Genomic DNA, 19,768 nt, shown 5'->3' with positions numbered 1-19,768 from the left:
AGGCGCATATCACTGCGGGTTGGCACGGATGCTGGAAAGCAACGATTTCAGGTTGGCAGCCTTGGGCTTGACCAGCCAGAAACGACGCAGGTAGTCATCGAGGTTTTCAGCGAGGTTGCGACCCCATTCGCTGTTGGTTTCCTCGACATATTCGTCCAGCACATGCTGCAAGTGGTTGCGATAGGATTCCATCGCTTCGCCGCTGATCCGCTGGATCTCCACCAACTCGTGGTTCACCTTGTCGACGAAGGTGTTGTCCTGGTCGAGCACGTAGGCGAAACCGCCGGTCATGCCCGAACCGAAGTTGTAGCCGGTCTTGCCCAGCACCGCGACAAAACCCCCGGTCATGTACTCGCAGCAGTGATCGCCCGTGCCTTCAACCACAGTGTGGGCACCGGAGTTACGCACTGCGAAACGCTCACCGGCCGTGCCCGCGGCAAACAGCTTTCCGCCGGTTGCGCCGTACAGGCAGGTGTTGCCGATGATGGCACTGTCTTGAGTCTTGTAGACGCTGCCCACTGGCGGGACGATCACCAGCTTGCCGCCGGTCATGCCCTTGCCCACGTAGTCGTTGGCGTCGCCTTCGAGGTACATGTTCAGGCCACCGGCGTTCCATACGCCGAAGCTCTGGCCAGCGGTACCCTTGAAGCGGAAGGTGATCGGCGCCTTGGCCATGCCCTGGTTGCCGTGCTTGCGCGCGATTTCGCCGGAGATGCGTGCGCCGATGGAACGGTCGCAGTTGCAGATATCCAGGGCGAATTCGCCGCCGCTTGCGTCGTTGATCGACGAAGTGGCCATCTCGACCATCTTCTCGGCCAGCAGGCCCTTGTCGAACGGCGGGTTGCGGTCAACCTGGCAGAACTGTGGCTTGTCGGCCGGGATGTGATCGCTGCCCAACAGCGGCGTCAGGTCCAGGTGCTGTTGCTTGGCGGTCTGGCCTTCGAGGATGTCCAGCAGGTCGGTACGGCCGATCAGCTCTTCCAGGGAACGCACGCCCAGCTTGGCCAGCCACTCACGGGTTTCCTCGGCGACGTAGGTGAAGAAATTCACCACCATGTCGACGGTCCCGATGTAGTGGTCCTTGCGCAGCTTCTCGTTCTGAGTGGCCACGCCGGTGGCGCAGTTGTTCAGGTGGCAGATGCGCAGGTATTTGCAGCCCAGGGCGATCATTGGCGCGGTGCCGAAGCCGAAGCTTTCGGCGCCGAGGATTGCAGCCTTGATCACGTCGAGGCCGGTTTTCAGGCCACCGTCGGTCTGCACCCGGACCTTGCCGCGCAGGTCGTTGCCGCGCAGGGTCTGGTGAGTCTCGGCCAGGCCCAGTTCCCACGGCGCACCGGCGTACTTGATGGAGGTCAGCGGCGAAGCGCCGGTGCCGCCGTCGTAGCCGGAGATGGTGATCAGGTCGGCATAGGCCTTGGCCACACCGGCGGCGATGGTGCCCACGCCGGCTTCCGCTACCAGTTTCACCGAGACCAGGGCCTGCGGGTTGACTTGTTTGAGGTCGAAAATCAGCTGCGACAAATCCTCGATCGAGTAGATGTCGTGGTGCGGCGGCGGCGAAATCAATGTCACGCCCGGCACTGCATAACGCAGCTTGGCGATCAGGCCGTTGACCTTGCCGCCTGGCAGTTGCCCGCCTTCGCCCGGCTTGGCGCCCTGGGCAACCTTGATCTGCAGCACTTCGGCGTTGACCAGGTATTCCGGGGTCACACCAAAGCGGCCAGTGGCGACCTGCTTGATTTTCGAGCTCTTGATGGTGCCGTAGCGCGCCGGGTCTTCACCGCCTTCGCCGGAGTTTGAACGCGCACCCAGACGGTTCATGGCTTCGGCCAGGGCTTCGTGAGCCTCAGGCGACAAGGCGCCCAGGGAAATACCGGCGGAGTCGAAACGCTTGAGGATCGATTCCAGTGGCTCGATCTCGCTGATGGCCAGCGGCGTGTCCAGGGTTTTCACCTTGAACAGGTCGCGGATCATCGACACCGGGCGGTTATCCACCAGCGCGGTGTATTCCTTGAACTTGGCGTAGTCGCCTTGCTGCACGGCGGCTTGCAGGGTGTTGACCACGTCCGGGTTGTAGGCGTGGTATTCGCCACCGTGCACGAACTTCAGCAGGCCGCCTTGCTGGATCGGCTTGCGCGCGCTCCAGGCTTCGGCGGCCAGGGCTTTCTGCTCGGCTTCGATGTCGACGAAACGCGCACCCTTGATGCGGCTCGGCACACCACGGAAGCTCATCTCGCAAACTTCTTCCGACAGGCCGATGGCTTCGAACAATTGCGCGCCGCGGTAGGACGTGACGGTGGAGATGCCCATCTTCGACAGGATCTTCAGCAGGCCCTTGGTGATGCCCTTACGGTAGTTCTTGAACACCTCGTAGAGGTCGCCCAGGACTTCGCCGGTACGGATCAGGTCGCCGAGTACTTCGTAAGCCAGGAACGGATACACCGCCGAGGCGCCGAAGCCGATCAACACCGCAAAGTGATGCGGGTCGCGGGCGGTGGCGGTTTCAACCAGGATGTTGGAGTCGCAACGCAGGCCCTTTTCGGTCAGGCGGTGGTGTACCGCGCCGGTGGCCAGGGAAGCGTGGATCGGCAACTTGCCCGGGGCAATGTGGCGGTCGGTCAGCACGATTTGGGTACGGCCGGCGCGCACGGCTTCTTCAGCCTGATCGGCGACATTGCGCACCGCGGCTTCCAGGCCGAGGCTCTCGTCGTAGTTCAGGTCGATGATCTGCCGGTCGAAGCCCGGGCGATCCAGGGTCATCAACGAGCGCCACTTGGCCGGGGAAATGACCGGCGAGCTGAGGATCACGCGGGAAGCGTGCTCAGGCGATTCCTGGAAGATGTTGCGCTCGGCACCGAGGCACACTTCCAGGGACATCACGATGGCTTCGCGCAGCGGGTCGATCGGCGGGTTGGTCACCTGGGCGAACTGCTGGCGGAAATAGTCGTACGGCGTGCGCACGCGCTGGGACAGCACGGCCATTGGCGTGTCATCGCCCATGGAGCCGACGGCTTCGTAGCCCTGCTCGCCCAGTGGGCGCAGCACCTGGTCACGTTCTTCGAAAGTGACCTGGTACATCTTCATGTACTGCTTGAGCTGGTCGACGTCGTAGAAGGCAGAACCGTGGTCGTTGTCTTCCATGGTTGCCTGGATGCGCAGGGCATTCTTGCGCAGCCATTGCTTGTACGGATGACGGGACTTCAAGCGGTTGTCGATGGCATCGGTGTCGAGAATCTGACCGGTCTCGGTGTCCACGGCGAGGATCTGGCCCGGGCCAACACGGCCCTTGGCGATCACGTCTTCCGGCTTGTAGTTCCACACGCCGATTTCCGACGCCAGGGTGATAAAGCCGTTGGTGGTGGTCACCCAGCGCGCCGGGCGCAGGCCGTTACGGTCGAGCAGGCACACGGCGTAGCGACCGTCGGTCATTACCACGCCGGCCGGGCCGTCCCACGGTTCCATGTGCATCGAGTTGTACTCATAGAACGCCCGCAGGTCGGGGTCCATGGTCTCGACGTTCTGCCACGCTGGCGGAATGATCATGCGCACGCCACGGAACAGGTCGATGCCGCCAGTGACCATCAGTTCGAGCATGTTGTCCATGCTGGAGGAGTCGGAACCCACGCGGTTGACCAGCGGGCCGAGCTCTTCCAGGTCCATCAGGTCGTTGGCGAACTTGGTGCGACGGGCCACGGCCCAGTTGCGGTTGCCGGTGATGGTGTTGATCTCGCCGTTGTGGGCGAGGAAGCGGAATGGCTGGGCCAGCGGCCATTTCGGCAGGGTGTTGGTGGAGAAGCGCTGGTGGAACACGCAGATTGCGGTTTGCAGGCGCTCATCGCTCAGGTCTGGATAGAAGGCGGTCAAGTCCGCCGGCATCATCAGGCCTTTATAAATGATGGTCTTGTGGGAAAAGCTGCAGATGTAGTGGTCGGTGTCGGCGGCATTGGCCACGGACGAGCGACGACGAGAGGTGAACAGCTTGATCGCCATGTCCTGGTCGCTCAGGCCGTCGCCTGCGATGAACACTTGTTCGATCTGCGGCAGGCGCTCCAGGGCCAGGCGGCCGAGTACGCTGGTGTCGATCGGCACTTTGCGCCAGCCGACGAGCTGCAGGCCAGCGGCCAGGATCTCGCGGTTCATGTTCTCGCGAGCAGCTTCGGCTTTTACCGGGTCCTGGTTGAAGAACACCATGCCCACAGCGTACTGCTTGGGCAAATCGGCGCCGAAATGTTCCTTGGCGACTGCGCGCAGGAACTGGTCGGGCTTTTGAATCAGCAAGCCGCAACCGTCACCGGTCTTGCCGTCGGCGTTGATCCCACCGCGGTGGGTCATGCAGGTCAGGGCCTCGATGGCCGTTTGCAAAAGGGTATGACTGGGCTCGCCCTGCATGTGGGCTATCAGGCCGAAACCGCAGTTATCCTTGAATTCATCGGGTTGGTACAGACCTGCTTTCATAGACACTTTCTCACCAGGCTGCCTCTTATTCCGAGGCAAATTTCTTTTCAATTCAACCGGTTACCTTCCACGCCGAACGTACGCCGGCTTAGCGGGGGCAAAAGGGAGGTCATTGTACACATCGACACAGACGCTCACAAATTTAGCGACGAAATGTCGCAAATCTATGTCGCATTTATGAAAGGTTTAAAGCGATATGCTGTGCTAGTCAAAACTTTTTTAATTTTGACCGCTACGACTCAAAAGCCACTGTGACGCAGACACCACAAAGCGCGCGGCCTTCAGGGCTGCACGCTGTGTTGTTTTTTTTGAGGTGCCGAGAGGGCGGCCTGGGTAAGGCCGCCGGATCTTCAGCGAGTTGTTGCCAGTTCTTGTTGAACGCTGGCGACAGTGCGAGGCCAAGGTTTACCAGCCTGAACCTTCGCTGGCAAGGCCTTGATAGCGGATTCCGCTGCTGTACGGCTGGAGAAGTTGCCGTAAGTGATCACGTAGAGAGGCTTGCCGTTGAGCACTTTCTTGAAATAACGGTACTCGCCGCCCTGCTCTTTCACGAACGCCTGGGCGTTGGCTTCGGAGCTGGTGCCGAGGATCTGCACCACGAAGTTACCGGTAGGCTGGCTGGCATACCAGCTGCTGCCGGCAGCGCCAGTCGCGGCCTTGGCCACGACGGCCGGTTTTTCGGCAGGCTTGGCGGCTGGAGCCGGCTTGGCCGCAGGCGCCGGGGCGACCGGCTTGGCAACAGGCGCAGGCTTGGCGGTGGCGACCTGGGCTGGCGCTGGCGTCGGCTTGGCCGCTGGCTGACCGGCTGGCACGCCCGCAGGTGGCGCGGTGGTGGTCACGGTCGGCGGCGTGGCGCTGGAGCCTTCCACGGGCACCCCATCGTCGCCTTCAGAAATGCCGCCAGCTTCCTCGGCGAGCGGGCCGCGCATCACTGGCTGGCCGACCATCGGCAGGTTGGTGGGTTGGCCGGAGTTGGCAAACTCAACGTTCGGCGTTGGCTTGCCCAGTGGCAACTGCGCCTGTTCGGTTGGCGCGCCAGCGGTGGTCGGTGCCTTGTTGCGACCTGGAATCAACCAGGCGGCAGCGACGGCAACCACGACAACGGCAGAAATTGCCAATACGTGCTTCTTCGGCATAGTAAACCCCATCTTTGGACGCTTTACCGCTGAGCGGCTGGCAATCATGGCTTCGATCATGGCATCCCGGGCAACCTGGTTGATGGTGCCAGGCCAGCCGTCGGAGCTTTCGTGAATATCAGAGATCTGCGAAGCGGAGAAAAGTTCGATGCCCTGCCCTGCGCCTTCCAGCCGCTGGGCCAGGTATTCGCGGGTTTCTTCTTCTTCGTAAGGCTGCAGTTCGATGACGTGGAACAGCTCCTGCTCACCGCTGATCTGTTCAAGTTCGGCGATCAGCGAAGACTCGCCAAACAGGAACACATGCGGGCGCCCTTCAGGCGTACCGGCCGCCAGGGCCAGCAACGCTTCCAGGGCAGATTCGTCGAGCTGCTCGGCGTCATCCACCAGCAGGTAGACTTCCTGGCCGGTCAGGCCCAGTTGCACCACTTGCTTGAGGATCGCATTCGGCTCGGCAGTGGACACGTCGAGGGCCTGGGCCACTTGGCGCAACACGCCTGCCGCATCACCGGCACCACGGGCGGAAACCACCACGCTCTGTACCGATTGCTTGTTGGTGCTGGCCACCAGTGCCTGGCGCAGCAAGGTCTTGCCGCTGCCCAATGGGCCGGTGACCACCAGCAGCAACTGGCTGTAGCGCGCCAGGTGGTGCAGTTGTCCCAGCACCGGCTTGCGTTGCGCAGGGAAAAACTTGAAACCAGGCACCCGAGGAGCAAAAGGGTCGTGGCTTAACTGGTAATGGCCGAGGAACGCCTCGTCGGCATGCAAACTAGTCATCGGGATCTTATTAACCTTTAAGCTGGGCCAGGGCGCGGTAATCCGCTCCCAGCGTGGCCTGTAAAATCTCTTTCGGATAATCGTCGGTCACTACCGCTTCGCCCATTCGGCGCAACAGCACCAGTCGCAGTCGACCGTCGATCACTTTCTTGTCTATTGCCATATGTTCGAGAAAATCTGCCTCGGTCATCTCCTCGGGAGGAATGACCGGCAACCCGGCGCGCTGGAACAGGCGGATCCCGCGATCACGCTCCTGGGCGCTGATCCAGCCCAGGCGTTGCGACATCTCCAATGCCATCACTGTGCCAGCCGCTACGGCCTCTCCATGCAACCACACACCATAGCCCATGTGGGTCTCGATCGCATGGCCGAAGGTGTGGCCGAGGTTCAAGGTGGCGCGCACGCCGGACTCACGCTCGTCGGCATTCACCACCAGCGCCTTGGCGGCGCAGGAGCGGGAAATCGCTTCGGTGAGTGCCACCTGGTCAAGGGCGCGCAGGGCGTCGACGTGTTCTTCCAGCCAGGTCAGGAACGGCTCGTCGCAGATCAGCCCGTACTTGATGACTTCCGCCAGGCCCGCCGACAGCTCGCGGGGTGGCAGGGTATTGAGGGTGGCAGTGTCGATCAGCACCACATTCGGCTGATAGAACGCGCCGACCATGTTCTTGCCCAGCGGGTGGTTGATGCCGGTCTTGCCGCCCACCGACGAATCGACCTGGGACAGCAAGGTGGTCGGTACCTGGATAAAGTCCACGCCGCGCTGATAGCAGGCGGCTGCAAAGCCGGCCATGTCGCCGATCACACCGCCACCCAGGGCCACCACCGTGGTGCGCCGGTCATGACGGGCCGTCAGCAGGCCATCAAAGATCAGTTGCAGGGTTTCCCAGGTCTTGAAGGCCTCGCCGTCCGGCAGCACCACCGAGATCACCGAGTACGCCGCCAGGCTGCGGCTCAGACGCTCAAGATACAGCGGCGCGACCGTTTCATTGGAGATGATCGCCACTTGCCGCCCGGCAATATGCGGTGCGAGCAACTCGGGCTGGTCCAACAAACCTTCGCCAATATGGATCGGGTAGCTGCGCTCGCCAAGATCGACCTTAAGTGTCTGCATGTGTCCCCGCGTTGAAGATGAAAGCAGGCGTCCTGCCCTACATTAACGTTGTCGGCAACGTCGGGATCTGACGCTGCCTGATGGCTCTACGCCACAACTCGGACGGTCATGACGCGCCGCCGAGGATAGCGCATTTCGGCCCTGGCTTTAACGGGGTGGCAACTGTGCCAGGCGCTCGAGAATGTCGAGAACCACCATTCGTGGCGGCCGCTCATCGGTTTCCACCACCAGATCGGCGATTTCCCGATAAAGCGGGTCGCGCAGCGTCAGCAGGTCCCGCAGGGTTTTTGCCGGGTCGGCGGTGCGCAGCAATGGGCGATTGCGGTCGCGAGCGGTGCGGCCCACCTGCTGCTCGACAGACGCGTGCAGATAAACCACGCGACCGCCGGCGTGCAGCGCCCGGCGGTTCTCGTCGCGCATCACTGCGCCACCGCCGGTGGCCAATACCACGCCATCGCAGCCGCACAGTTCGGCAATCATCGCCTGCTCGCGGTCGCGAAAGCCCAGTTCGCCTTCCTTATCGAAGATCCACGGGATATTGGCGCCCGTGCGCAATTCAATTTCCTTATCGGAGTCTTTGAATGGCAGGCGCAGCTCTTTGGCCAGCAAACGGCCGATGGTGCTTTTTCCAGCCCCCATCGGTCCTACAAGAATCAAATTTCGCACAGAATCAACGACTCACAGCAATCGCCTGGTTATTCATAATACGCGGAGTCAGGAATACCAGCAGCTCGGATTTTTTCTCCGAAACCACATCCCGCCGGAAAAGGCGGCCAAGATACGGCACATCGCCCAAAAATGGCACTTTATCTACCACTTTGCTTTGAGTATTGGAGAAAACCCCGCCGATCACGATGGTCTCCCCGTCCTTGACCAGCACCTTGGCATTGACCTCGTTTTTCTTGATCGGCGGCACATCGTTGAGCCTGTTCAGGTAGTCGGGCTCGTCCTTGGTGACCTTGACCTCCATGATCACCCAGCCGTCCGGGGTGATTTGCGGGGTCACTTCCAATGACAAGGAGGCCTCCTTGAACGACACCGAGGTCGCGCCGGTGGAGCTGGACTCCTGATAGGGAATCTCGGTGCCCTTGAGGATTCGCGCGGTTTCCTTGTCGGAGGTGACGACCTTGGGCTGCGAAACGATTTCACCATTGCCGGTTTTTTCCATGGCGGTCAGTTCCAGGTCCAGCAGCAGGTTGTCGGTGATAAACGCGACACCCAGGCCGGCGCTGCCGTTGACCGCCCCCAGGTCCACAAACGGCGAGCTGGGCGGGATTTCAGGCGGCTCGGTGCCTTCGGCCAGCGGTTTCCTGATCCCGCCAGCGCTCCAGTTACCCCGATTCAGTTGCCCGCCCCAGCGCACGCCAAGGCTTTTGTCGTAATCCACATTGGCCTCGACGATCCGCGCCTCGATCATCACCTGCCTTACCGGAATATCCAGTTGCGCCACAATCTTGCGCAGCTCCTCCAGCCGCTCCCGGGTCTGGTAGGCAATGATGTTGTTGGTGCGGTCATCCACCGCCACCGAGCCGCGCTCATCGGTGGCGCCTTCCAGGCCCACGGCCGACTGGAAGAGCTTGGCCAGGTCCGACGCCTTGGCGTAATTGACTTGCAGCAACTCGCGGCGCAGCGGTGCCAACTCAGTCATTTGCTTGCGCGACTCCATCGCCAGCAACTCGCGGGCGGCCAACTCCTCGGCCGGCGCGATCAGCAGCACATTGGCCGTCACACGCTTGTCCAGCCCCTTGGTTTGCAGCACCAGGTCCAGGGCCTGGTCCCAGGGCACGTCCTTGAGGCGCAGGGTGATCGAACCCTGCACGTCGTCGCTGGTCACCAGATTGAGGCCGGCAACGTCAGCAATCTGCTGCAGCACCGCGCGCAACTCGATGTTCTGGAAGTTGAGGGACAGCTTGTCCCCGGTGAATGCCACGCGTCCGGTACTCAGGGGCGCATTGCCAGGTGGCGGCAGGTGAATCAAGTCGATTCGATTGGGCACAGCCATGACCATCGGTGCCGTAAACGCTATCCATAGCGCCACACCGAAGGACGAAAAAGTCCTTTTCATTGTTTGTTTCCGTTATGAGTTCACGTTCAGGGCAAGGGTTTGCGAGCGTTCCAGCCACGCGCCCTGGCCATCCGGGAAAAGCTCGGCCAGTTCGACATGGGAGTCGTGGATTGCCGTGATGCGCCCGTGGTCCGGGCCCAGGTAATCGCCGATTGCCAGCCGATGGACAGACGACGCTCCGCGCAGCAGGGCGAAGGTTTGAGCCCCCAGGGACAAGGTCCCGACCATTTCGAACTGCTCCACGGCGAAGCCTTCGAGGATTCCGCGAGGCCTGGCGAGATCAGGTCCGGCAGCCGGTCGCCCGGCGGGTCGAACCAGTTGGCGAGAGGGCGGCTGGAAAGGGTCGCGCAAGGCTGCAAAATCGTACGCCACTTGCTGCGGCCCGGGCTCGGCGACAGCCTGTGCCGGCGGGTGCAAATCAACCTCCAGGTCATCGCCCGCCTGGCGGTTGTGACGATAGGTCCTGGCTACCAGACTGAGATGCAACACCGAGGGATCGACAGGACTGAATGCCAAGTCATGTACCGTGACAATTCCTGGCAAGCTGGCCATGCCGTTGATGAACGCCGCCAGGTCGTGAAAAGTCCCGGTGACGCCAATCTGCATGGGCGATTCGATGTACAGGGCGCGAGGCTGGTCATCCCGAAGTTCGATGGCCTCCAGCACCAAGCCATTGGCGGCACTCAGGCGGCCAATATTTTCAAGCAGGCCGGGTACCTGGGTGTCGGCAGGCAGCCGCCGTAACAGGTTGGCGAAATGGCCTCGCATTGTTTCGAGTTCGCGGACCAGGGACTCCAGGCCGGCAGCCTGGATGGTTTTCAGCGCGACCTGCTGTTCAAGCGCCACTTCCTGCGACTCAAGCTGGCACAGTTGCTCCCGCGCCCCACTCAAGTAGAAGGTATTGCCCACCGCCCACAGCAGGCAAACCACCGCGCCAGCCAGCAACGCCTTGCCCGGCAAGGGCCAGTTGGCGGCGTTCTGGCAGAGCTGGGTTATATCGGATTCCGTCAGCCCTGGCAGGCCTGACGCCCCTCTCATTGGCGCACCTCATCCGAGTGACCATGGCGAACCGTCAACTGGAAGCCATTGTCGTCGCCCTCCTGCGCGCCGCGAACCCGTTGAAGCCGGGGCGCTTCCAAGTCCTCGGCAGCTTCGAGGCCACGCATGAACTGAGCAATGTCCCGGTTCGATCCGGCCGTGCCGCTGATGGAAACAGAACCGCCGTCGACGCTCACTTCGCGCAACTGCACCCCGTCCGGCACGGCACGGGCCAACTGGTCCAGCAACTGAGCACCCGCCGCACGATCGTCCTGCAAACCCTGCACAACTTTCATCCGTTCCATCAACTGCTGGCGCTGCTCATGCAGTTCGTCGATGGCCTTGATCCGTGAGTCGAGCCCGGTGACACCCTGGCTCAACTGGTTATTGCGGGCCAACTGCCGATCGATTGCACGGTCGATCACCTGGTCTGCCAGCCAAACCGCAGCCAGCGCCACCGCTGCAGCCCCCGCCAAAAACACCAGAAAATATTTGCGCCGCCGCTCATTCCGTTCTGCGCGCCACGGCAACAGGTTGATTCGTGTCATCAGTCGAAACTCCTCAGGGCCAGCCCGCAGGCCACTCCCATTCCCTGGGCATCCACGGCCCATTGCGCGCCATCGACACGACGGCCCGGCGTGATGCTGTCCGAAGCCTGCCTGCCCGCGCGAGCCAATGCAAATGCTTCGACATCCACTATCCGCGTCGCCAGCCCCGCAAGGGCCAAAACCGCCTCACGGGCCTCCACCTGTTCCTTGAGGCAGGCAACCAGCAGCACATCGACGCTTTGAGAGTCATGGGCCGACGGGCCCTGCACCTGGAAGTCGATAGCCACATCCTCCAGCGGATAAGGAATGTACTGGTCTGCTTCCCCATGGATTCGACGCACCATTTCAGCATCCGTCAGCCCCGCGTCCATCTCCAGCACGCGGGTAATCACCGAGGGCCCTGCTACGGCCACGGCGGCATGCCTGAGTGATGTATGCGCCTGTACCCGCGCCCGGGAAAGTGCCTGCGCGACGGCATCGAAATCAACCACGCTGCTGTCGACCACCGCATGGGTCGGCAACTGCTGCATGGCGTAGCCCCGCACGCTGTAGCCAGTGCCTGACGCCTCCAGTTCCACCAGCCTGACGCCGGTGTCATTGATGTCGATACCCAGGACGGCATCGGCTTTTCGCCTGAAAAATCCCTTTCTCATAAAACTCCCCAAAACTTTCCCTGTCTTACGGACTGATTGCTGCCAGGCTTCCTGCATTCGGTCGGCTTGTATGAGCGGCGCGAATGACGCCCGAAGCCGAAAAATGCTTTAATGCCCAGCGTTTTTTCCCGCGTTTATCTGCTGGCCGGGTCGATCCACCACTTGCCGTGCATGCCCCGACGCCTAACCCATTCTTTTCCTTGGAAATCCAAAAGCCTTGATTCGTCTGCTGAAGTTTTTCGGGTACTCCATTGTCGCGATCGTCTGCGGGCTGATGCTCGTGCTCAGCGGGGCCTATCTCTACCTTAGTCCGGGTTTGCCCTCCGTAGAGGCCCTGAGAAGTATCCAGTTGCAGATTCCTTTGCGGGTCTACAGCAGCGATGAAAAACTGATCGCGGAGTTCGGCGAAATGCGCCGCACACCGATCCGTTTCGCCGACATTCCACCCAATTTCATCAACGCCCTGCTGTCGGCTGAAGACGATAACTTCGCCAATCACTATGGCGTCGACCCAAGCAGCCTGGTGCGGGCGGCCACGCAGTTGGTAAAAAGCGGACACATTCAATCCGGTGGCAGCACCATCACCATGCAGGTGGCGAAGAACTTCTTCCTCACCAGCGAACGCAGCTTTTCCCGCAAAGCCACGGAAATCCTCCTGGCGTTGCAGATCGAACGTCAGCTGACCAAGGACGAGATCCTTGAGCTGTACGTCAACAAGATCTATCTGGGCAACCGCGCCTACGGCATCGAGGCGGCTTCACAGGTTTACTACGGCAAGTCGATTCGTGACGCCAGCCTGGCGCAGATGGCGATGATTGCCGGCCTGCCCAAGGCGCCTTCGCGCTTCAACCCGCTGGCCAACCCGGCGCGCAGCAAAGAGCGCCGCGACTGGATCCTGGGCCGCATGTACAAGCTGGGCAAGATCGACCAGGCCGCGTACGAAAGTGCGGTGGCCGAGCCGCTGAACGCCAGCTATCACGTGCCGACCCCGGAAGTGAATGCCCCGTATATCGCCGAAATGGCCCGTGCCGAGATGGTCGGCCGCTATGGCAGCGAGGCGTACACCGAAGGTTTCCGCGTGACCACGACGATTCCGAGCAACCTGCAGGAAATCGCCAACAAGTCGGTACACGATGGCCTGGTCGCCTATGACCAGCGCCATGGCTACCGCGGCCCTGAATCGCGCCTGCCGGGCAAGACCCTGAGCGCCTGGACCGTCGAGCTGGGCAAACAGCGCCCGATCAGCGGCCTTGAACCCGCCATCGTCACCCAGGTGAAGAAAGATGGCGTGCAGGTACTGACCCGCACCGGCGAAGAGCATGTGTCGTGGGACAGCATGAAATGGGCTCGCCCGTTCCTGAACACCAACAGCATGGGCCCGATGCCCAAGCAGCCGTCGGACGTGGCCCAGGTCGGCGACCTGGTTCGCGTGCAGCGCCAGAAGGACGACAGCCTGAAATTCAGCCAGGTGCCCGTGGCACAGGGCGCGCTGGTGTCGCTTGACCCGCAGAACGGTGCAATCCGTGCCCTGGTCGGCGGCTTTGCCTTCGAGCAGAGCAACTACAACCGCGCCACCCAGGCCAAGCGCCAGCCGGGTTCCAGCTTCAAGCCGTTCATCTACAGCGCTGCACTGGATAACGGCTACACCGCCGCCAGCCTGGTCAACGATGCACCGATCGTGTTCGTCGACGAGTACCTGGACAAGGTCTGGCGCCCGAAGAACGACACCAACACCTTCCTCGGCCCGATCCGCGTCCGCGAGGCGCTGTACAAGTCGCGTAACCTGGTGTCGATCCGCCTGCTGCAGGCGATGGGCGTAGGCAAGACCATCGACTACATCACCCGCTTCGGCTTCAACAAGTCGGACCTGCCGCCCAACCTGTCCCTGGCACTGGGTACCGCCACGCTGACGCCGATGGAAATCGCCACCGGCTGGAGCACCTTTGCCAACGGCGGCTACAAGATCACCCCGTACCTGATCGACAAGATCGAAAGCCGTAGCGGCGAAACCCTGTTCACCGCCAACCCGCCACGGGTACCGGGCGACGTGGTCAATGGCGTCGCGGCCACGGACGGCCAGGCAGCACCGGCCAACGGCGGCATCACCATCGAGCCGACGCCAGGCGAAGCCCCGGCAGCCGGTGCTCCCGCCGCACCACAAGCGCCGGCGGTAGCCGAACGCGTTGTGGATGGCCGTACCACCTACATCCTCAACAGCATCCTGGAAGACGTGATCAAGAAAGGTACGGGGCGTCGCGCCCTGGCCCTGGGCCGTGCCGATATCGCCGGCAAGACCGGTACCACCAACGACTCCAAGGATGCCTGGTTCTCCGGCTACAACGCCGACTACGTGACCACCGTATGGACTGGTTACGACCAGCCGGAAAGCCTCGGTCGCCGGGAGTTCGGCGGCACCGTCGCGCTGCCGATCTGGATGAGCTACATGGGCGCCGCGCTGAAGGATATGCCGCTGCATACCCAGCCGGAACCGGAAGGCATCCTGAGCCTGCGGATCGACCCGGTCAGCGGCCGTGCAGCAGCGCCGAGCACGCCGAATGCGTACTTCGAGCTGTTCAAGAGCGAGGACACGCCGCCGTCGGTCAACGAGCTGGGCAATGGTGTTGCACCGGGCAGCCCGCTGCCGGCGGACGAGGCGGCGCCGATCGACTTGTTCTAACACGCAGTTCCAATGTGGGAGCGGGCTTGCTCGCGAAAGCGGAGTATCAGGCTCAGATGGGCCGACTGACACACCGTCTTCGCGAGCAAGCCCGCTCCCACAGTTGGATCACCGCCAGGCTCGAGCCAATTGCCAGCCACAAAAAAAGCCCCGACTCGCAAGAGCCGGGGCTTTTTGGTGGTGCGCTACAACGGCTTAGCCGTTGAACACATCATCCACACTTTGCAGCGGGTAGTTCTTCGGATACGGCAGGGTGGCCACACCCGTCTCGATTGCGGCTTTGGCCACGGCATCGGAGATCAGGGTGATCAGGCGCTTGTCCATTGGTTTCGGGATGATGTACTCACGACCGAATTCCAGCTTGATGCCGCCGTAGGCGTCGCACACTTCCTGAGGAACCGGCAGTTTGGCCAGTTCGCGCAGGGCGTTGGCGGCCGCGACTTTCATCTCTTCGTTGATGCGCTTGGCGCGAACGTCCAGGGCACCACGGAAGATGAACGGGAAGCCCAGTACGTTGTTGACCTGGTTCGGGTAGTCCGAACGGCCGGTGGCCATGATCACGTCGCTACGGGTGGCGTGGGCCAGCTCCGGGGAGATTTCCGGATCCGGGTTGGAGCACGCGAACACGATCGGGTTGGCCGCCATGGACTTGAGGCCTTCGGCGCTCAGCAGGTTCGGGCCGGACAGGCCAACGAACACGTCTGCACCGTCCAGGGCGTCAGCCAGGGTACGCTTGGAGGACGGATGCGCGAACATCGCCTTGTACTGGTTCAGGTCGGTACGCTCGGACTGCACAACGCCCTTGCTGTCGACCATGTAGATGTTTTCCAGCTTGGCGCCCATGCTCACCAGCAACTTCATGCAGGAGATGGCCGCGGCGCCAGCGCCCAGGCAAACGATCTTGGCTTCGCCAAGGGTTTTGCCGGCGATTTCCAGGGCGTTGATCATGCCGGCCGCGGTAACGATCGCGGTGCCGTGCTGGTCATCGTGGAATACCGGGATGTCGCACTGTTCGATCAGGGCCTTTTCGATCTCGAAGCACTCAGGTGCCTTGATGTCTTCCAGGTTGATGCCACCGAAGGTGATGGAGATGCGCTTTACGGTGTCGATGAAAGCCTGCGGGCTCTCGGAATCGACTTCGATATCGAATACGTCAATGCCGGCGAAGCGCTTGAACAGCACGCCCTTACCTTCCATGACTGGCTTGGAAGCCAATGGGCCGAGGTTACCCAGGCCGAGGATCGCGGTGCCATCAGAGATCACTGCAACCAGGTTGCCTTTGCCGGTGTACTTGTAGGCCAGTTCAGGATCGCGGGCGATTTCACGTACGGGCTCGGCAACGCCAGGGCTGTAGGCCAGCGACAGGTCGCGGGCGGTGGCAGTGGCTTTGGTGAGCTCTACACTCAGCTTTCCTGGACGAGGATGGGCATGATATTCGAGAGCGGCAGTTTTCAAATCAGACATATCGGCATTCCGCTTTTACTGTTGGTCGACGGACCGCCGAGGATACGCGTGTCGCAAAGTCCCCACAAGACTGGGCAGTCACAGGTGTCAAGGGCCCTGCCCTACGACTTTTGGCCAAGAGCCACGGGATACAAGGGCTCAACTGTTCACAATCGACCTGAAAAATGTCTACAATTTTTTCTTACGGCGCCTGCTCGAGCATGCCGGGATCGGTCAGTGGCAACAGCCAGCGTGCCTGGCCCTTTTCCAGGCCGCCGCGTCGGGAGCGGTCCAGCACCCAGCCGCGGGCTTCGATGGACTGGCCCTGCAAACCCTTCAACAGTGCACTGTCGAATCGGCCCACCAGATTGGGTGCAATGCGCAGTACCAGTGAGCCCTGCAACTCAATCCAGACTCCGCCGCGATTGCGTTCGATTTTGTTCACCTGACCGCTGACCACCGCAAAGCCCGAGCGCCGGATCTTCGCCGCATCGACCACCGGTGACCGGCGCCACACCCCCAGCCGGGCCTGCCGGGCGCTGCGTTCGGCGGCTTGCTGGCAGGCCACCAGTTCCACATTCGGCGCGACCGCCACCTGGAAGCCAAGGCCTTCGGCGAGCAACTGCGCTTCCAGATTTGCTCCATTGGCACCGTAGAGATGGGCCAGGGTGCGGCCGTAACGGTCCTTGCTCTCCCGTCCGGGCACCACGCCAACGCGCCCACCGCTCGCGTCCACCAGACTTTGCAGGCGCTCGCGAGCGGCCACGGCGAAGGGCTCATCAGTGCGCCCCTGCTTGCCGGTTTCCGGGGCATTGACGCCGATCATGCGTATGCTGCGGCCGTCCTTGAGGCGCACGGTGTCACCATCCACTACCCGCTGCACGTCGAAGGTCGCGACATCGCCGGGCGCCGGGCAGAATACCTCGGCCTGGGCGGGCGCCAGCCAAATCGCAGACACAAAAAAGGCGCCCACAAGGGACGCCTTTTTCATCAGCGAGGACAAGCCATACAGGCCATCCAAGCGGACCAGCCTTACTCGGCTTTAGGAGCAGCTTTAGCGCCGAAAGCACCGAAGCGGGTCTTGAAGCGGTCAACACGGCCGCCAACATCCAGAGTCTTCTGCTTACCGGTGTAGAACGGGTGGCACTCGTTGCACACGTCGATTGGCAGAGCTTTGCCGAAAGTCGAACGGGTTTCGAACTTGTTACCGCAGCTGCAGGTAACGTCGATGGCAACATAGTTTGGATGGATATCGGCTTTCATGGTGTATTCCTCAGGCTAGCGTGCCGCCAATCAACACTATTGTTGAATACCGCACGTAATTAGGCCGCGGATTCTACCAGACCTTTTTAAACGCGCAAGAAGCACAACGGCCCCTTTCATCAGAAAAGCGCGGCATACACAAGACCCTGTGGGAGCCGGGCTTGCCCGCGATGCAGGCGCCGCGGTGCCTCAGGTGCACCGTGTCGATACTATCGCGGGCAAGCCCGGCTCCCACATCCACCGCTGGTCTGCTAGGCTCCCGCCCTTCTTCGCCGCCCGTCATATGAGAACCCCCGCGTGCCCGACGCCATTTTGCGCCTCGCCCTGCCCTCGCCCCTGCGCCGCCTGTTCGATTATCGGGCCCCTGCCGGCGTATTGCGGTCGCAGTTGCAGCCCGGCATGCGCGTACGGGTACCGTTTGGCCGGCGGGAGATGATCGGCATCCTGGTGGAAGTCGCCGATCACAGCGAAGTGCCCGCCGAGAAGCTCAAGCCGGCCGTGGCCATCCTCGACAGCACGCCGCCGCTGCCGCCTGCGCTGTTCAAGCTGTGCCTGTGGACCTCGCAGTATTACCAGCACAGCCTCGGCGACACCTTGAGCTGGGCGCTGCCGGTGCTGTTGCGCCAGGGCGAACTGGCCGAGGCGCGCCAGGAGCGTTTCTGGTCGATGGTCCCGGGGGCGCGCATGGACGACCCGCGCATCGCCCGCGCCCCGCGCCAGCGTGAAGCCCTGGCAACCCTGGCCCAGCATCCCCACGGCGTCGCCCATCAGCTCTTAAGCAAGCTGATGCTGAGCAAGGACAGCCTGGACTTGCTGCTGGCCAAGGGCCTGGTGCAGGTGGAGATCCGCAAGCATGCTCCCGGCGAGCGCCACGAACACTGGCTGGCCCAGCCGGAACTGCCGCTCAACCCCGAACAACGCGCCGCCTATGAAGCGATTCGCGCCGGTTTCGACAGTTTCCACGCGTTCCTGCTGGCGGGCGTCACCGGCAGCGGCAAGACCGAAGTCTATTTGCAACTGATCCGCGAAACCCTCGAAGCCGGCAAACAGGCACTGGTGCTGATCCCCGAGATCAACCTCGGCCCGCAAACCCTGGCGCGTTTCGAGCAGCGTTTCAACGCGCGCATCGCCCTGGTGCACTCGGCGGTCAACGACCGCGAGCGCCTGGAATCCTGGCTCGCCGCCCGGGACGGTGAGGCCGACATTATTATCGGCACCCGTTCGGCGCTGTTCACCCCGATGAAAAATCCCGGGCTGATCATCATCGACGAAGAACACGACGGCTCCTATAAACAGCAGGAAGGCCTGCGCTACCACGCCCGCGACCTGGCGCTGGTGCGTGCCCGCCAGGAAAACATCCCGATTGTGCTGGGCTCGGCCACGCCTTCCCTGGAAAGCCTGCATAACGCCTACACCGGGCGCTACGGCCTGCTGCGTCTCAATGAACGTGCCGGCGGTGCCAAGCAGCCCCGCTTCCTGCGCCTGGATGTAAAAAGTCGCCCGCTGGACAGCGGCATTTCCGGGCCGATGCAGCAAGCCATCGGGCAAACCCTCGCGGCGGGCCAGCAAGTGCTGGTGTTCCTCAACCGCCGGGGTTTTGCGCCGACGCTGCTGTGCCACGACTGCGGCTGGATGTCCGAGTGCAATCGCTGCGATGCGCGAATGACCGTGCACCAGCGCTCCGGCGAGTTGCGCTGCCATCACTGCGGCCATGTGGAGCGGGTGCCGCGGCACTGCCCGCAGTGCGGCAAAGTCGACTTGCGACCGGTGGGCGCGGGCACCGAGCGCGCCGAAGAACGACTGGGCATCCTGTTCCCGGATTACCCGGTGCTGCGGGTCGACCGCGACAGCACCTCGCGCAAGGACGCGATGAATCAGTTGTTCACCACGATCCAGAAGGGCCAGCCGTGCATTCTGGTGGGCACGCAGATGCTTGCCAAAGGGCATCACTTCCCACGGGTGACCCTGGTGTCGATCCTGGATGCCGACGGCGGGCTGTTCTCCGGGGATTTTCGCGCCAGCGAGCGCATGGCGCAGTTGATCGTGCAGGTCGCAGGCCGGGCCGGGCGGGCCGAAGAGCCGGGCAAGGTGATCATCCAGACGCACCTGGCCGACCACCCGCTGCTGATTCAACTGACAGAACAAGGTTACTTTGCCTTCGCCGAACAGGCCTTGAGCGAGCGACGCTCGGCAGGTTTGCCACCGTTTGCGCATCTGGCGCTGCTGCGGGCCGAAGCGCACAAGCCAGGGCAGGCCGAAGGTTTCCTGGATGAAGCGTGCAGCGAGGCTGAACGTTTGCTGGGGGAACTGGGTCTGACCGGCATCGAGCTATTGGGCCCGGTGCCAGCACCGATGGAACGCCGCGCCGGGCGCTACCGCGCCCAGCTACTCTTGCAAGCCAGTGCCCGCGCGCCGCTGCATCGTTTATTAAGCAGCTGGTTACTTGCGCTGGAGCAAATGCCAAGCGGGCGACAAGTGAGATGGTCGCTGGACGTAGACCCGGTAGATTTGTATTAACCACCTGTGGCGAGGGAGCTTGCTCCCGCTGGGCTGCGTAGCAGCCCCAAAAAAGCCGGGAGCGCTACGCACTCCAGCGGGAGCAAGC

The 19,768-nt window shown here is 62.3% G+C and carries 13 protein-coding genes; 2 read left to right on the top strand and 11 right to left on the bottom strand.

Annotated elements, in window-relative coordinates; translation table 11 throughout:
• Positions 1–9 precede the first annotated feature (9 nt).
• The 8 genes from gltB to pilM all read right to left on the bottom strand — a co-directional run bounded on the left by gltB (position 10) and on the right by pilM (position 11,780).
• A complete protein-coding gene (gltB, locus tag HX873_RS00615; RefSeq protein ID WP_003209351.1) occupies positions 10–4,455 on the bottom strand; it encodes a glutamate synthase large subunit in 4,446 nt (1,481 codons plus the stop codon).
• A gap of 350 nt (positions 4,456–4,805) precedes the next feature.
• On the bottom strand, positions 4,806–6,365 hold the full coding sequence (locus HX873_RS00610; RefSeq protein ID WP_003209350.1) for an SPOR domain-containing protein: 1,560 nt from the start codon (positions 6,363–6,365) through the stop codon (positions 4,806–4,808).
• A 10-nt stretch (positions 6,366–6,375) separates the two neighbouring features.
• The gene (aroB, locus tag HX873_RS00605; protein WP_003209346.1) at positions 6,376–7,476 is read right to left on the bottom strand and encodes a 3-dehydroquinate synthase; all 1,101 of its coding nucleotides are present in this window, start codon (positions 7,474–7,476) and stop codon (positions 6,376–6,378) included.
• Positions 7,477–7,623: 147 nt separating this feature from the next.
• Positions 7,624–8,142, bottom strand: coding sequence for a shikimate kinase AroK (aroK, locus tag HX873_RS00600; protein WP_003209345.1), 519 nt, complete (start codon positions 8,140–8,142; stop codon positions 7,624–7,626).
• A gap of 4 nt (positions 8,143–8,146) precedes the next feature.
• Positions 8,147–9,484: a type IV pilus secretin PilQ gene (locus HX873_RS00595; protein WP_177122263.1), complete on the bottom strand. Its 1,338-nt coding sequence runs from the start codon at positions 9,482–9,484 to the stop codon at positions 8,147–8,149.
• A 69-nt stretch (positions 9,485–9,553) separates the two neighbouring features.
• The gene (locus HX873_RS00590; RefSeq protein ID WP_177122241.1) at positions 9,554–10,579 is read right to left on the bottom strand and encodes a pilus assembly protein PilP; all 1,026 of its coding nucleotides are present in this window, start codon (positions 10,577–10,579) and stop codon (positions 9,554–9,556) included.
• A complete protein-coding gene (locus HX873_RS00585; RefSeq protein WP_087692529.1) occupies positions 10,576–11,127 on the bottom strand; it encodes a PilN domain-containing protein in 552 nt (183 codons plus the stop codon). The genes HX873_RS00590 and HX873_RS00585 overlap by 4 nt, the downstream gene beginning before the upstream one ends.
• A complete protein-coding gene (pilM, locus tag HX873_RS00580; RefSeq protein WP_177122240.1) occupies positions 11,127–11,780 on the bottom strand; it encodes a type IV pilus biogenesis protein PilM in 654 nt (217 codons plus the stop codon). The genes HX873_RS00585 and pilM overlap by 1 nt, the downstream gene beginning before the upstream one ends.
• 220 nt (positions 11,781–12,000) lie before the next feature.
• Here pilM and HX873_RS00575 point away from each other — a divergent pair, with 220 nt between their 5' ends.
• Positions 12,001–14,457: a penicillin-binding protein 1A gene (locus HX873_RS00575; protein WP_371316571.1), complete on the top strand. Its 2,457-nt coding sequence runs from the start codon at positions 12,001–12,003 to the stop codon at positions 14,455–14,457.
• 195 nt (positions 14,458–14,652) lie between these two features.
• On the opposite strand, the gene HX873_RS00570 is transcribed toward HX873_RS00575, so the two are convergent.
• The 3 genes from HX873_RS00570 to rpmE all read right to left on the bottom strand — a co-directional run bounded on the left by HX873_RS00570 (position 14,653) and on the right by rpmE (position 17,163).
• A complete protein-coding gene (locus tag HX873_RS00570) occupies positions 14,653–15,921 on the bottom strand; it encodes a malic enzyme-like NAD(P)-binding protein (RefSeq protein ID WP_003209334.1) in 1,269 nt (422 codons plus the stop codon).
• A gap of 181 nt (positions 15,922–16,102) precedes the next feature.
• A complete protein-coding gene (locus HX873_RS00565; RefSeq protein ID WP_087692534.1) occupies positions 16,103–16,891 on the bottom strand; it encodes a thermonuclease family protein in 789 nt (262 codons plus the stop codon).
• Positions 16,892–16,932: 41 nt separating this feature from the next.
• Entirely contained in the window at positions 16,933–17,163 is a 231-nt protein-coding gene (gene rpmE, locus HX873_RS00560) for a 50S ribosomal protein L31 (RefSeq protein ID WP_003209330.1), read from the bottom strand.
• A gap of 297 nt (positions 17,164–17,460) precedes the next feature.
• On the opposite strand from rpmE, the gene HX873_RS00555 reads away from it, so the two are divergent.
• Positions 17,461–19,680 (top strand): primosomal protein N', encoded by a 2,220-nt coding sequence (locus HX873_RS00555; RefSeq protein ID WP_177080423.1) that lies wholly within the window; start codon positions 17,461–17,463, stop codon positions 19,678–19,680.
• The last annotated feature ends 88 nt before the right edge of the window (positions 19,681–19,768 follow it).

This window comes from Pseudomonas sp. P7758, from assembly GCF_013386485.1.
In the GTDB taxonomy this organism is placed as follows: Bacteria; Pseudomonadota; Gammaproteobacteria; order Pseudomonadales; family Pseudomonadaceae; genus Aquipseudomonas.
The sequence above is the reverse complement of the archived record's forward strand: the minus strand, read 5'-3'. Positions and strand labels throughout refer to the sequence as shown.

Excerpts from the sequence above, each read along its gene's own strand:
- HX873_RS00585 (WP_087692529.1), bottom strand. The coding sequence starts at position 11,127 with ATGACACGAATCAACCTGTTGCCGTGGCGCGCAGAACGGAATGAGCGG.
- HX873_RS00590 (WP_177122241.1), bottom strand. The coding sequence starts at position 10,579 with ATGAGAGGGGCGTCAGGCCTGCCAGGGCTGACGGAATCCGATATAACC.
- gltB (WP_003209351.1), bottom strand. The coding sequence starts at position 4,455 with ATGAAAGCAGGTCTGTACCAACCCGATGAATTCAAGGATAACTGCGGT.
- HX873_RS00565 (WP_087692534.1), bottom strand. The coding sequence starts at position 16,891 with ATGAAAAAGGCGTCCCTTGTGGGCGCCTTTTTTGTGTCTGCGATTTGG.
- HX873_RS00570 (WP_003209334.1), bottom strand. The coding sequence starts at position 15,921 with ATGTCTGATTTGAAAACTGCCGCTCTCGAATATCATGCCCATCCTCGT.
- pilM (WP_177122240.1), bottom strand. The coding sequence starts at position 11,780 with ATGAGAAAGGGATTTTTCAGGCGAAAAGCCGATGCCGTCCTGGGTATC.
- HX873_RS00610 (WP_003209350.1), bottom strand. The coding sequence starts at position 6,365 with ATGACTAGTTTGCATGCCGACGAGGCGTTCCTCGGCCATTACCAGTTA.
- HX873_RS00595 (WP_177122263.1), bottom strand. The coding sequence starts at position 9,484 with ATGGTCATGGCTGTGCCCAATCGAATCGACTTGATTCACCTGCCGCCA.
- rpmE (WP_003209330.1), bottom strand. The coding sequence starts at position 17,163 with ATGAAAGCCGATATCCATCCAAACTATGTTGCCATCGACGTTACCTGC.
- aroB (WP_003209346.1), bottom strand. The coding sequence starts at position 7,476 with ATGCAGACACTTAAGGTCGATCTTGGCGAGCGCAGCTACCCGATCCAT.